We start from the raw sequence: 13463 nt of genomic DNA on the forward strand, positions 1-13463 counted from the left end.
ATGAACTGAATGTTACGTCAGATATGAAAAAAGCGCCGAAAGGCGCTTTTTTTGTATCTCCGGAACTGTTATTCCGAGTCGATATCTTTCAGGTCACCCTGAATCAATGCCGCGTTTGGGTTTTCCTGTGGCGTCAGCTGACCGCCTCTCGCCAGGAAGTCGTGACGCTGGAAGTAAGCTTCACGGATAAACAGATACGGATCAGAAGAGTTACGGATCAGACCATCTGAATCGAGAAGTTCTGCACGGGTTTCGACGCCTTCCAGTACCCATTTACCGGCTGACATCCAGAATGTCAGATAGCTGAGCATCGGATACAAATCATCCACCAGATCACCACCTTCGTCACGCACAGTCGCGCTGCCGTAACCTGGCAGAACCACGTATGGACCGTAACCGACACCATAATGACCGAGCGTGCTACCGAAGCCCTGGGCTTCTTCGCGCGCCAGTTTCGGGTTCGCCATACCGGCCACGTCAATCAGACCGCCCATCCCCAGAAGCGTGTTCAGGAAGAAACGGTTGAAGTGGATTGCAGCACGGTAAGGATCGCCTTTCAGCAAGGAGTTGACCATGCTGGCGGGTTCATCGAGGTTGCTGAGGAAGTTACTGGTCCCGTTACGCGCCGGTTGTGGCACGTAATCACGCCATGCGACGGCAACAGGCCGCACAAGGTAAGGATCCATGTAGTTATAGTTGAAGTCGAACATCACCCGGTTGAAACCTTCGAGCGGATCAGAACGTCCCTGCTGTTCGCTGTCCGAAGATCCGGATGTACCGGCACAACCGACCAGTAAAACTGTCGCAAACGCCAGCCCAGTCAGGCGTAAGTTCATGGATATCTCCCTGTTTTTGATCGTCGTTCCTGATTAAGGAACCTGCTGATTAATCTCAATGCTGACCTGACCGTTGCCGGAAAAATCAGTCAGCGGACTGTCGCCGTACCAGTCACCTGAGGCTGGCGTTGCCAGACCATTCTGTGAAATACGAACGCGTACTTTTAATTGATGCAGCGAAGAAAGCAAGCGTTCCGGCATCATTGCGTTACTGTCATCGACAGTAATCGCCAGCGGGAAGCGGCTCAGCGGCAGCTTTTTCACCGCAACCGGTACCGGAGTGCTGCCATCTGTCACGGAAATAAAGACCGTGCCATTCTGCGGAAGTTTCTGCTGCGCATCCGCAGAAAGCGTCACGTTTACCGCCAGTTTAACCTGATCAAGACCGGCTTTTTGTTTTGCCTGCGCAATACTGGCGTTAACCATCTCAAGGCGTTTATCACCGGCTGGCAGGATTTTCTGCATAACTTCCCACGCGCCAATGGCTTGCGGATAATGACCCTGCTCATATTCATTATAGGCCAGCAGACTTAACACACGCAGATCACCCTGAGATTTTTCCAGCATACTGCGTAAAAGATTGCCGCCGGTAAGGTTATCTTGCGGATCAGAAGAACGGGTCAGCACTTCGGCATAACCCAGTTTCACTGACATGTCGTTCGGCGCAAGCTGATACGCATGAGCATAAGCCTGTGTCGCGGTGGCGGCATTATTGAGCGCCATCCCCACGCGACCAAGCATCACCCAGTCCTGCACATTATCCGGATTTGCCTGTAAATCGGTACGCAATCCGAGCCCTAAATCCTGCACATCCGCAGCGGTCAGCGGCGAACCATGATCATCGGCAATACGATGGCGCAAATCCGGCATGTGCTGCATGACCTGATTCCACGCACTCACCTGGCCCAGCCCCCCGGCATAGAGATATAAACCCAGCGTGATGATCACCAGCAGGATAGCGCCGGGCACCAGCGTCCAGCGGCCAATCGGCTGAATGGCCGCAGGCGCCTGACCCGCCGGAATATCGGTCAGTAAGTTTTCCTGCAATTCCTGAATATGCGCCGGACGCTCGTCTACCACGCCCTGCGCTTCGTCTTCTTCCAGCTCAGTCAGACGGTGATGATAAAACGCTTTATTCAGCGCATCGCGGGACGTGTGTTCCGCGCGGTCGCCGCGAATAACCGGCACAATAAACAGCGCCAGTGCAACAACCAGCATCACTACAATGCACAGCCAAAAAATACTCATGATCCTTTCCTGTCGCTGTCTTTAAGTAACTGCGCCAGGCGCTGTCTCTCTTGTTCTGACATTTCTTCGGTCGTATTTTGCAAACGCACTTCGCCCCGGCGGGAACGCATAAAAATCATGGCTGCGCCGATAATGACCACCAGCACCGGCCCGAGCCACAATATAAAGGTGGATGGCGTCACCGGCGGTTCGTAGGTCACAAAGTTGCCGTAACGTGCGACCATGTAATCCACGATTTGCTTTTTGTTCTGCCCCTGCTGAAGCAGCTGGAAAACTTTGGTGCGCATATCCGCCGCGATAATAGAATCCGACGCTGCAATATTGGTGTTCTGACATTTCGGACAGCGCAGCTGTGCTGTGATATCACGGTATTCCTGCTCCTGAGCCGGAGAGGAAAACTGATAAGTATCAATGGCCGCAAAGGCGGTGATACTCAGCATCATGCCCAGCAGCAACGCAGGTAAGGAGGAAATCAGCTTCATGCATTGCCTCCGTATTTTTTGTACAGCGGCAATACTTCGTTCTGCCAGACTTTCTCATTCAAATCACCGGCATGGCGATAACGAATAATACCCTTTCCGTCGATCAGGAAGGTTTCCGGCGCACCATACACACCGAGGTCGAGTCCTAACATGCCGTCGCCATCGTACAGACTCAGCATGTAAGGATTGCCCAGTGTATTGAGCCAGCTGACCGCTTTCTGCCGGTCGTCTTTGTAGTTCAGGCCAACCACGCGTACACCTTTCGCCGCCAGCGTATTCAGATAATCATGCTCGGCGCGGCAGGTCGGGCACCAGGTCGCCCAGACGTTGAGCAACATGGGTTTGCCGTCGCGCAATACCGACTGATCGTAGGTTTTACCGGCCTGCGCCAGTGATTCCAGTTTGAACACCGGCACCGGTTTGCCGATCAGCGCAGATTCCAGCAGCGTCGGATCGTCGCCGTTGGCATTGCGCGTCAGTTGCACCAGAAAAGCCGCAGCCAGCGCCAGGAACAAGATCAGCGGAATAAAGAGGAGTTTACGGTTCATGCTTCTTCAGCCTCCGCCAGACCTTGTTTCTTGAGTTTTTTACTCATGCGATAACGCGGATCGAGAATACACAGTACGCCACCGGCCGCCATAAACAGGCCGCCCAGCCAGATCCAGCGGACAAACGGTTTGTAGTACAAACGCACTGCCCAGGATCCGTCGTCCATCTCTTCACCCAGCGCTGCATACAGGTCACGCGCCAGATTACCGTCGATCGCCGCTTCAGTCATCATGCTGCGCGCCACACTGTAGAAGCGTTTTTCAGCATGCAGCGTGGTGACTTTCTTGCCGTTCTGCGTCACATCGATATTCGCCTCACCACCGGTATAGTTCGGGCCGGTGATGTCGCGAACGTCGCGGAAGATAAAGTGATAATCATGAATATCCACGGTATCGCCGGACTTCATGCGCACATCACGTTCAACACTATAATTCTGGCTAAAGGCAATGCCGATAACGGTCACCGCTACGCCGAGATGGCCGAGCACCATGCCCCAGTGGCTGCGGGAAAGTTTGGTCAGGCCGCGCCAAAACGAATGACGGTGCGTCGCGCGCTCGTGCAGTTCCATCAGCGTGAGCACAATCACCCACACCGACATCAGCAGACCGACCACGGTCATGCCAACAATTTTGTCCTGCAACAACCACGGCAGAAGAATCGACAAGACAAGCGTGACGACCAGCGCAACACCCAGACGACGCCACAGTTTGCTGGGCTCATCACGACGCCAGCGCACCAGCGGGCCGATCCCCAGCAGCAATGCCAGCGGAGCCATCAGCCAGGTAAACATCGTATTAAAGAAAGGTTCGCCGATAGAAATACTGCCCAGTCCGAGCTGTTTGTGGATAAGCGGCAACAATGTTCCGAGCAATACCACCAGCATCGCCGCCACCAGCAGCACGTTATTACCCAGCAGATAGCTTTCGCGAGAGTGCAATTCGTGACGGCTTGGCGCACGCACCGAGTTGCCTTTGAAGGCATACAGCAGCAGCGAGCCGCCGATCACAATCACCAGATACGCGAGAATAAACATGCCGCGCGCCGGATCTGAGGCAAACGAGTGAACCGAAACCAGCACGCCGGAACGCACCAGGAAAGTCCCGAGCAGACACAACGAGAAGGCGGTGATCGCCAGCAACACCGTCCAGGCTTTAAACGTCCCGCGTTTTTCGGTCACGGCCAGCGAGTGGATCAGCGCTGTCCCGGCGAGCCATGGCATAAAGGAGGCGTTCTCAACCGGGTCCCAGAACCACCAGCCGCCCCAGCCTAATTCGTAATACGCCCAGGCAGACCCGAGCACGATACCGATGGTCAGAAATACCCACGCAGCTTGTGTCCACGGACGCGACCAGCGCGCCCACGCGGTGTCCAGACGTCCGGCCATCAGCGAGGCAATGGCAAACGCGAACGCCACTGAGAAACCGACGTAACCCATGTACAGCAATGGCGGATGGAAAATCAGCCCGATATCCTGCAACACCGGATTCAGGTCACTGCCGTCTACCGGGAAATTCGGCAGCGAGCGGATAAACGGATTCGACGTCAGCAAAATAAACAGCAGGAATCCGCCGGTGATCATGCCCATCACTGCCAGCACGCGCGACACTGCATCCTGCGGCATACGGCGGCTGAACAATGCCACGGCGAGCGTCCAGCAACTGAGCAATAACACCCACAGCAGCAGTGAACCTTCATGTGCGCCCCAGGTAGCCGCCACGCGGTAATACACCGGCAGACGGGTATTGGAGTTATTGGCGACATAGGCGACGGTGAAATCATTCACCACAAACGCATGGACCAGAATGGCAAACGCCAGCACGATGCAGGCAAACATCCCGTAAGACAAGGGACGCGCCATCGCCATCATCCGGTTATCCTGCCGCGCCGCGCCCCATTGCGGGTAAATACTCAGTAACACCGCCAGACCTAACGCCAGACAGAGTGCAAATGTTCCCAGTTCCGGCATCATGAGCGGTCATTTCCTTTATCGTTACCCACATAAGCCGAAGCTGGCCCTTTGTGGTTTTCTTTCATGGCGTCGGCAACTTCCGGCGGCACATATTTTTCGTCGTGTTTCGCCAGAACCTGAATGGCATTCACTACATTTCCCGGCTCCATCACGCCCTGCGCCACCACGCCCTGTCCTTCGCGGAACAGATCCGGAAGAATGCCGTTATAAGTCACGGCAATCGCGCCGCGCGCATCATATATTTTAAAACTCACCTGCAGGCTTTTTGGATCACGCTTCACCGAACCGGGCATCACCATCCCGCCGATACGCAGGCGCTGGCCGACCGTCGGCATCTCGTGGTTTTCGCCTTTACCTTGCAGAATTTCACTGGGTGTATAGAACAAATCAATATTCGAGCGCAGCGCGTACATCACCAGTGAAATGCTCAGACCAAGGCCAATCAGCACCACCAGCGCCAGCGACAAACGCTTTTTACGACGTGGATTCACAATAACTTCTCCGGGGAAGTGTCCGGTTCCAGCGGTGACGTCTGCGCGCCTTGCTGTTTTTTAGACTGAGACTGACTAATACGTTTTTCGCGTGCCTGACGGCGGCGAACTTCATCGAGGATCTGACGGCGCTGAATAAAGGTATGCGCCACCAGCGCAATCAGGGAAATCAGCGTCGCCGCGACCGACAGCCACACATAAAATGCATAGCCGCCCATCGCAAAGAAATCATGCCAGCTGGAGAATGCAGGGCTCATCCGCGGCGCTCCTTATTCACAAGACCGGCCACCCACGGACGCAGACGCTCCTGAACCAAAATCAGGTTACGTAAACGCATCAGCGTCAGGGTAATAAAGAAGAAGAGATAACCGAAAATCGCCCAGCGCAGCGGATAACGCATACTCGGGTCGATGGTCTGCTGCATGTTGGTCGAGCCCTGATGCAGCGTGTTCCACCACTGTACGGAGTAATGGATGATGGGAATGTTCACCACGCCGACCAGAACCAGAATACCGGCGGCACGGCCAGCCAGACGGCGGTCGTCGAAGGCGTTATACAACGCAATCACGCCAAGATAGAGGAACAGTAACACCAGTTCGGACGTCAGGCGTGCATCCCACACCCACCAGGTGCCCCACATCGGTTTGCCCCATGCTGAGCCGGTGACCAGTGCGATAAACGTGAAAACAGCGCCAACGGGTGCCATCGCGGATACCACCATGTCAGACATTTTCATCTGCCACACCAGCCCGATAAAGGCCGCAATCGCCATCGAACTGTAAATGCCCATCGACCAGATCGCCGCCGGAACATGGATATACATAATCCGGTAACTGTTCCCTTGCTGGTAATCTGGCGGTGCATAACCAAAGCCCCACACCCAGCCAATCAGCAGGCAGGCAATACCCAAAATTCCGAGCCAGGGAATGAACCGGCCACAGACGTGGTAAAGCCGTTCAGGCCTTGCGAATTGATGTAACCATTTCCACATTGTTATCGTTGCTCACTATAAAATGTCACTGTGTGATGCCGTGGAGCCTCACCGGGCTCTTATGCGGTCAGTTAAAAATCATCCGCAGTTATTATCGGCGTCTCTATTGTTCACTATAGAGAAGTGTGATGTTAGTCAAAGGTTGCGATTTTTCTTCTCTATTGTAACGACAAGTAAAAAAATTCTGTGTTAAGGCCAGCGTAAAAGTTAACCCTAAATACTTCGAGTTGCAGGAAGGCGGCAAACGACGCCATCCCGATGAGCTTACACGAGTAAGTGATTCGGGTGGCGAAGAGCAGCCAACGCATCTGCGGCTCGAAGTATGACGGGTTAGTGAACGCTGACTCGCAAGGCGGCGGCTGTGGCAAAAGGAGTCAGAGTGGCACTGCCCGCCAGCATCGCGCCAAGGATCGCCAGATAACCGCTGATGGGCATCGACATCGACGCCGCATCAATCGCGCCGGTGGCAAAAATCAGCACCGGAATATACAACGGCAGCACCAGCAAACTCAGCAGAACGCCGCCCTTGCGCAGTCCGACGGTCAGCGCCACGCCAATCGCACCGATAAAACTCAGCGTCGGCGTCCCCAGTAAAATCGTCAGCGCGACGGCTTTCCAGGTTTCAAAATCCAGAGAAAGCAGCAAGGCAATCAGCGGGGAAAGGATCAGCAATGGCAAACCGGTTACCACCCAGTGAGCACATACTTTCCCCAGAACCGTGAGCGCCAGCGGCGATGGCAATAACAACAGCTGCTCAAGCGTGCCATCGAGATAGTCATCACGGAACAACCTTTCCAGCGCCAGCAAAGAAGAAAGCAGCGCCGCGACCCAGACGATACCGGGTGCAATCCGCGCCAGCAGTTTCGGCTCAGGACCAATCCCCAGCGGGAACAGCGTAATGACAATCAGGAAGAACCACAGCGGGTTAATGATTTCGGCACTTTTGCGAAAGGCAATTTTCAGCTCGCGGCGCAGAACCTTAGTAAACATTCTGTTTATTTTCCTTTCGCGTCACGCCAGCTCAGCGCTGGTCAGACGAATTTTTCGCACATCGCGGTTAACGCCCTGTAAATCCTGATGCGTGGTCAGCAATACCATTCCGCCCCGCTGCGCGTGTTGTTCAAACAGTTCAATCAGCGTGGACACGCCCTGTTTATCAATGGCGGTCAGCGGTTCATCGAGGATCCACAGCGGTGCGTCACTCAGCCACAAACGCGCCAGCGCCACACGCCGTTGCTGCCCGGCGGACATCTGCGCCACCGTGACATCTTCATAACCCAGCAGGCCGACATTTTCTAACGCCTGATAAATAGCATCAGCACTGGCAGTTCCGTTCACGGACTGATAGAAGGCAAGGTTTTCATACGCAGTGAGTACTGACTTAACGCCAGGCTGATGACCGAGATACAACAGTTGCTGATGGAAAACGTCGCGCTGGCGGCGGGTATTCACGCCCTGCCAGCGGACTTCACCGGCCTCCGGAGAAGACAATCCGGCAAGAATTCGCAGTAAACTGGTTTTACCGGCGCCGTTGCGGCCTTCGATTTGCACCATTTCACCCGGTTCGATCGTGAAACTTAAGCCGCTAAACAAGGTACGCTCATCGCGTACACAGCTCAGGTTAAGGGCTTCAAACATGGTGATGTCTCTTATTTTTCACAAGCGCGCATCATATCACAGGCGTCAGGCGCGACGCAGCTTAGGGGGCCACAGTTTACAGGGTTGAAAACCCTGAAATCCAGCAAACAATCCGCAAAATGTCCCATAAGGTTCATGGGTTAATGGTTTGTAACTTTTCTGTATATCTCTTCATAATCTCGCAGCCTCGCCTATGCTTATCTCGGAACACATTGAAAACCACTTTGACGTACTTTTGGGGAATTACCATGACCGCCGAGAAACAACACCCTGACCACAAAGATGTCGACAGCGACGAACATTCTCAGGGCAAAGAGATCGAAACCGGAGAAGAGAATTTACCGTCGAAGGCGGCTGCTGTGCATGAAGTCATCCGCATGGAGGGTGAGAAAGAACTTGAGCGCGACGGACAGGCATTGCTGTGGTCGGCGATTGCTGCCGGGCTTTCCATCAGCGCCTCGCTGATGGCTAAAGGCATTCTTCACGCACGCCTGCCCGACAGCCCCGAACGTTTCTTTATCGAAAATATCGGTTATACCGTCGGGTTCATAATTGTCATCATGGCGCGCCAGCAGTTATTTACCGAGAACACGGTCACCGCCGTATTGCCCGTCATGCAAAAAACGACGGGCAAAAACATTCTGCTGCTGTTGCGGTTGTGGGGCATCGTGCTGGCCGGTAACGTCATCGGCGGCGGACTGGCCGCACTGGTGTTTCATCTGGTGCCGTTCTTCGATTCCGCCACGGACGAGGCTTTTCGCACCATCAGTCTGGAGATTATGGAAAAAGACCCCGAGGGCATGTTCGTCGGCGGCATGGTGTCCGGCTGGCTGATTGCCACCATGGTCTGGATGATCCCGTCCGCAGGCACTGCCAAATTGTGGGTGATTATGCTGATGACCTACATGGTGGCGATTGGCGACCTGACGCACATCGTGGTCGGATCGGTAGAAGTGCTGTATCTGGTGTTTTCGGGCGCCATTCCCTGGTACGAATTTATCTGGCCATTCGCGCTGCCGACGCTTGCCGGAAACATCTTTGGCGGCACCTTTATCTTCGCACTGATCAGCCACGCGCAAATCCGTAACGACATGAGTAATCAGAAGAAAGCCAAAGCGAAGAAAGAGGAAATGGAAGCGGCGAAGAAAGAAGCGTCAAAACCCTGACTGGCGACTAAACGACCAAACAGACCCCTGACGCCTTATTATTGCGAGAAAAACGAGTATACTACGCGGGCGCTTTCCACAGGCGCCCGTGTCTCCTTAGTTAAACGGATATAACAAGCCCCTCCTAAGGGCTAGTTACAGGTTCGATTCCTGTAGGGGACACCATACATACCTCATCTGAAGTCTATCGAAATCAATAAAACCCCCTTGTAATCAGCACAAAACCTCCAATGTCGACAATTCTATGTCAACTGGCATCTACCCATTTCAACGTAAATCAATACGTCTATGGGGGCCTTATAGGGGGCTTATTCTGTTCAACGAAAAATGAGGCCCCCAATGCCCCTTAATGCAAGTCAGGTTGATACAGTCAAACCCAGGGAAAAAGTCTTTAAACTCGCTGATGGCGGTGGGTTATATCTCCAGGTCAACCCTAACGGTTCAAAGTACTGGCGGATGACATATCGATTCGCGGGAAAAGAGAAAAAGTTGTCATTTGGGATCTATCACGACATATCACTTGCAGAAGCTCGCACTAAACGAGATGAGGCAAGAAAGGTATTGGCGAATGATAAGGATCCCGGCAACGAATGGAAAAGCGAGGAGCGCCTGAGCTCGCAAGCAAAGTACGCCAGCGTTGTAGTGAGGTTTTTCGATACGAGATTGTGACAGGTCGTGCCGAACACAACCCAGCAGCTGATCTTGGTAGCGCTTTGCAAGGCTATGATAAACAGCACTACCCCTTTCTTACCGCCACTGAGCTGCCTAAGTTTTTGCACAAGCTATCAAGTTAATCTGGAAGTCTTATCACCCTTCTCGCAACCCGGTTGCTCATGCTGATAGGTTTGAGAACAGTAGAATTACGTCTGGCTGAATGGAGTGAAATAGACTTCGATAATCGTATCTGAGAAATTCCCAAAACCAGAATGAAAATGAAACGTCCTCACATTGTCCCATTATCGACTCAATCCTTGAGCGCCCTTCGTCAATTGGAAGAACTAACTGGAACCTACCAGCTTATTTTTGCTGGACGAAACGATGTTAACAAAGCGATGAGTGCAGCTAGCATTAATATGGTTCTAAAGAGAGTTGGCTACGATAAGAGAGCGACTGGGCCACACCATGAGTACTATTTTGTATGAGCAGGGATTCAACTCGGCGTGGTTCGAAATGCAACTAGCTCACGTAGATAAGAACTCAATTCGCGGAACGTACAACCATGCACAATATATTAATGGGAGGCGGGAAATGATGCAGTGGTACGCTGACTACATCGAAAACCTGGAAAGTGTAACTACAACAGCATAAAAAGCTCAGCCCATAACGGGCTGAGCTTTGCCACATCCCTTAATTTTTGCAAACTGCCGAAAATAATTGAAAAATAGACTGACTCAAACAAATGAGCCCAATATCCAGTCGAATCCTTCCCAAAGCAGTAAGCGCCGTCCAAGCGATGGATTTAAAAACCAAAGAACAGCTTGCTGATGAAATATTCCGCAATCAACCTAATAGCTGGCTTCGGTTGTGGTGCTGGATAGGTTTGGGGTAACAATGGAAAAATTAATTTTGCAGTCAACACCCTGCTTATTTGTTTCACTGCGAGGAAGATTTCCGGTCTTATCTGGTCTTAAATTACAGAGGTTTAGTTCACCACTGGTACTGCCGAAATCTATTCTGTTCACGCAAAATATTTGCCGAATCTTTGCACCCTTTTGCTGGTCCGCGACAGCGGGTTTCGCAGTCACTGCAAAAATTACAGTATCAACTGGGAGTGATTGGGATCACAGCTGTGCCCGCACTTCAAATTCCTCTTTTTTGAAAGAAATCTACGAAAAAACCATTATCATAGAAGGAAGCTAACACTCTTCCCATTCACTAAACCTATATTGAGGTAATTTTAATATGATTAGTTTTTTAAAGTAAAAATAAATATTCACTCTGATAATTTACAAAGCGCCATTAATAAAAAAACAAATAATACATCGCTATCTAGTAAGTCGTTGGAAAAATTAGTGAGCATAGCAAATACTCAGTATGAATTCAAAAATGGAGAGGCTGAATTTATAATCAGAGGCACCCCTTGTAGTACTAATGTGAATTATGGAAAGGTTTCAAAATTAATCAAAGAAATAAAAACCATTAAATCCTTCAAAGATGATTCATTTATCAACTCTCGAATTCACTCGTGGGAAGTTAATGCTAAAAAACTGTTAAAAACAAATTACAACCCTGATGAGGAGAAACAATTATTGGGTAAGGGATCAAGAGGAACTGTATATAAAGATGGTGAATCTATTCTAAAGAAAACGAAAAATTTAACACTAAATGAAATTTTGCATGAAGCAAATATGTGCAATGAATATCATATAAAAATACAGAGTTTTAAAAAACCACCCACTATAGTAGAAAAATGTATTAAAATGCCATTCATCAACGGCAAGACTCCAAATTTCAAAGACACACTAATAGGAGTTAACGACCTATTTAAAAATGGTTTTTTTATGGGTGATGCAAAACCATCTAACTTTTTGAAAACTCCAGAAGGCAGCGTGGAACCCATAGATTTCGGACTTGTATTTAAGCATGATACATTAGAATCTATTGATCATGAAGTGAAAAAAAACATAATCTCTGACTATCTTAAAGGTGGGTTTAGATACATTCCAAATGAAATTAAGAATGAATATCATTCATGCATTGTAAAATTGGATGATATTCTTGGGAAAGATAGCCCCACAAGAAAGATAAATCTTAAAATACTATCAAAAGCAGGACTTTAAATTATACTCAAGAAAATCCTCATATTTTCACCCATAAGCGCCTTCAAAATAAAATGATGGCATAATCATGAAAAAAAATTATTCCTTGCAGCGTCAATATATTTATAGAGGGTGGATTTTGCCCCCCCCATGACTTCACATATCTGTGAGACAGTATTTTTTTCATCATACAACCGAACGGCCAACGCCTGTTAATCCTTATTCAGCACTTTTGGCCGCCAACCTTTACGCTCTCTTGCCCGGGCAGCCTGAAGCCCGGCGGGAGTTCTTTCCGACGTCAAGTTACGTTCAAATTCCGCCAGTGCACCAAACATATGAAATATTTGCATGCCGGAACTGGAAGTGATGTCGATGGATTCCTGAAGACTTTTTAAACAGCAGTAAAGCCGCATACCGCTTTATGGGAAAACTTCTGAATAATAAGATGCACTGGCACATTCCTCGGCTGATTAATACCGGTAAGACCCCAACATACGGGAGGCCGCTTGCTCAACTTAAGCGCTAAGGAAAATGTCCGCCGGATGTTGAGCACTGGCAGATTAAGTAGCCAGGAAAACTATTTTTTGTGCTATTGATGTCTTACCGTAACAATGAGGAGGCTAAGAAATATATTATACACCGACAGCTACACCATGAATTCCCTCTGAGAATACAAGCCAACTCGTAATGAGTACAACCATGAGCACAAAATGATATATTAAATAAAATTAAGAATGGTTAACTCAAATCACGGTTAAACGTCAAACTAAACCTTAACATCATGCAAGAATCCACGTACCGGCGTGGATTCTTTTATAAATGCGGCGGATTTTACAATTACGTGTCCGGAAGAATTGCCGGTAATACAGTCTCCCAGGCTTGAAGAATACAGTGTAGCGTGTTGGTATTTTTCACTCCTAGCTTATGTAACCCTCTTATCGTATGCGAGCTAACGGTCTTTTCGCTGATGCTAAACATCTGGGCAAGATGCTTACGGTTAGGGACTTTGTATAATTCCTTAATTACCATCTCTTCTCTGCAGGTCAAAATGGCCATTGTCTCGTCATCTAAGTCCTTTTCAAGACTCGTTTGAAGGCGACTAGCATATGCTTTGAGAGTGGCATTTTTACCTAAAAAGGCATGGCTGCAATATACCAGTGCGCTGAATGAATCATTGATATCTGCATGGCGTAATTTATCACCATGGAAAATATAGACGTACTCGCTGCCCGCATCAAAAACTATCATTCCGGATGTATCACTAATATTAAGCTTTTCGATTAATGAACGTACGCCAAGAATAAAATAATTATCGTAGGAATAAATCTGCACAA

15 protein-coding genes, 1 tRNA gene and 2 pseudogenes are annotated in these 13463 nt (G+C 50.1%); 5 read left to right on the forward strand and 13 right to left on the reverse strand.

What is annotated here, in order from left to right:
- Nucleotides 1-68: 68 nt before the first annotated feature.
- The 10 genes from mlaA to ccmA form a co-directional block, all read right to left on the reverse strand.
- Nucleotides 69-836 carry a phospholipid-binding lipoprotein MlaA gene (gene mlaA / locus UC15_RS03390; protein WP_112287132.1) on the reverse strand — a complete coding sequence of 256 codons (768 nt, stop codon included), beginning with the start codon at nt 834-836 and terminating at the stop codon, nt 69-71.
- 33 nt (nt 837-869) lie between these two features.
- Complete coding sequence (gene ccmI, locus UC15_RS03395) at nt 870-2084, reverse strand: c-type cytochrome biogenesis protein CcmI (protein WP_112287133.1); 1215 nt, start codon at nt 2082-2084, stop codon at nt 870-872.
- Nucleotides 2081-2566 (reverse strand): cytochrome c-type biogenesis protein, encoded by a 486-nt coding sequence (locus UC15_RS03400; protein ID WP_112287134.1) that lies wholly within the window; start codon nt 2564-2566, stop codon nt 2081-2083. Before UC15_RS03400 ends, ccmI begins: the two co-directional genes overlap by 4 nt.
- Nucleotides 2563-3114 (reverse strand): DsbE family thiol:disulfide interchange protein, encoded by a 552-nt coding sequence (locus tag UC15_RS03405; protein ID WP_112287135.1) that lies wholly within the window; start codon nt 3112-3114, stop codon nt 2563-2565. The genes UC15_RS03400 and UC15_RS03405 overlap by 4 nt, the downstream gene beginning before the upstream one ends.
- Nucleotides 3111-5084: a heme lyase CcmF/NrfE family subunit gene (locus UC15_RS03410; protein ID WP_112287136.1), complete on the reverse strand. Its 1974-nt coding sequence runs from the start codon at nt 5082-5084 to the stop codon at nt 3111-3113. Before UC15_RS03410 ends, UC15_RS03405 begins: the two co-directional genes overlap by 4 nt.
- Nucleotides 5081-5575 (reverse strand): cytochrome c maturation protein CcmE, encoded by a 495-nt coding sequence (gene ccmE / locus UC15_RS03415; RefSeq protein ID WP_112287137.1) that lies wholly within the window; start codon nt 5573-5575, stop codon nt 5081-5083. Before ccmE ends, UC15_RS03410 begins: the two co-directional genes overlap by 4 nt.
- On the reverse strand, nt 5572-5832 hold the full coding sequence (ccmD, locus tag UC15_RS03420) for a heme exporter protein CcmD (protein ID WP_112287138.1): 261 nt from the start codon (nt 5830-5832) through the stop codon (nt 5572-5574). Before ccmD ends, ccmE begins: the two co-directional genes overlap by 4 nt.
- The gene (locus UC15_RS03425; RefSeq protein ID WP_112287139.1) at nt 5829-6566 is read right to left on the reverse strand and encodes a heme ABC transporter permease; all 738 of its coding nucleotides are present in this window, start codon (nt 6564-6566) and stop codon (nt 5829-5831) included. Before UC15_RS03425 ends, ccmD begins: the two co-directional genes overlap by 4 nt.
- A 330-nt stretch (nt 6567-6896) precedes the next feature.
- Complete coding sequence (gene ccmB / locus UC15_RS03435; protein WP_112287140.1) at nt 6897-7556, reverse strand: heme exporter protein CcmB; 660 nt, start codon at nt 7554-7556, stop codon at nt 6897-6899.
- 21 nt (nt 7557-7577) lie between these two features.
- The gene (gene ccmA, locus UC15_RS03440) at nt 7578-8204 is read right to left on the reverse strand and encodes a cytochrome c biogenesis heme-transporting ATPase CcmA (protein ID WP_112287141.1); all 627 of its coding nucleotides are present in this window, start codon (nt 8202-8204) and stop codon (nt 7578-7580) included.
- A 248-nt stretch (nt 8205-8452) separates the two neighbouring features.
- Here ccmA and UC15_RS03445 point away from each other — a divergent pair, with 248 nt between their 5' ends.
- The 4 genes and pseudogenes from UC15_RS03445 to UC15_RS03465 all read left to right on the forward strand — a co-directional run bounded on the left by UC15_RS03445 (nt 8453) and on the right by UC15_RS03465 (nt 12150).
- Nucleotides 8453-9370, forward strand: a complete 918-nt coding sequence (locus UC15_RS03445; RefSeq protein WP_112287142.1) for a formate/nitrite transporter family protein — start codon at nt 8453-8455, stop codon at nt 9368-9370.
- A 90-nt stretch (nt 9371-9460) separates the two neighbouring features.
- Nucleotides 9461-9535 (forward strand) — tRNA-Arg (locus tag UC15_RS03450).
- A gap of 174 nt (nt 9536-9709) precedes the next feature.
- A pseudogene (locus UC15_RS03455) lies at nt 9710-10678 on the forward strand (tyrosine-type recombinase/integrase).
- Between the two features lie 704 nt (nt 10679-11382).
- Nucleotides 11383-12150, forward strand: a complete 768-nt coding sequence (locus tag UC15_RS03465; protein WP_112287144.1) for a hypothetical protein — start codon at nt 11383-11385, stop codon at nt 12148-12150.
- A 65-nt stretch (nt 12151-12215) separates the two neighbouring features.
- Here UC15_RS03465 and UC15_RS25855 read toward each other — a convergent pair whose 3' ends face one another.
- Nucleotides 12216-12335, reverse strand: coding sequence for a helix-turn-helix domain-containing protein (locus UC15_RS25855; protein WP_305000159.1), 120 nt, complete (start codon nt 12333-12335; stop codon nt 12216-12218).
- 6 nt (nt 12336-12341) lie between these two features.
- Nucleotides 12342-12542: a recombinase family protein gene (locus UC15_RS25860; RefSeq protein WP_369964168.1), complete on the reverse strand. Its 201-nt coding sequence runs from the start codon at nt 12540-12542 to the stop codon at nt 12342-12344.
- Here UC15_RS25860 and UC15_RS25865 point away from each other — a divergent pair.
- Nucleotides 12527-12652, forward strand: a pseudogene (locus UC15_RS25865) (IS6 family transposase); the annotation flags it as partial. The gene UC15_RS25860 and the pseudogene UC15_RS25865 sit on opposite strands and share 16 nt — an antisense overlap.
- Nucleotides 12653-12966: 314 nt before the next feature.
- Here the strand turns inward: UC15_RS25865 and UC15_RS03480 are convergent.
- Nucleotides 12967-13461 carry a LuxR C-terminal-related transcriptional regulator gene (locus UC15_RS03480; protein WP_112287145.1) on the reverse strand — a complete coding sequence of 165 codons (495 nt, stop codon included), beginning with the start codon at nt 13459-13461 and terminating at the stop codon, nt 12967-12969.
- Nucleotides 13462-13463 lie beyond the last annotated feature (2 nt).

Source organism: Rahnella sp. AN3-3W3 (assembly GCF_003263545.1).
GTDB classification, from domain to species: domain Bacteria; phylum Pseudomonadota; class Gammaproteobacteria; order Enterobacterales; family Enterobacteriaceae; genus Rahnella; species Rahnella variigena.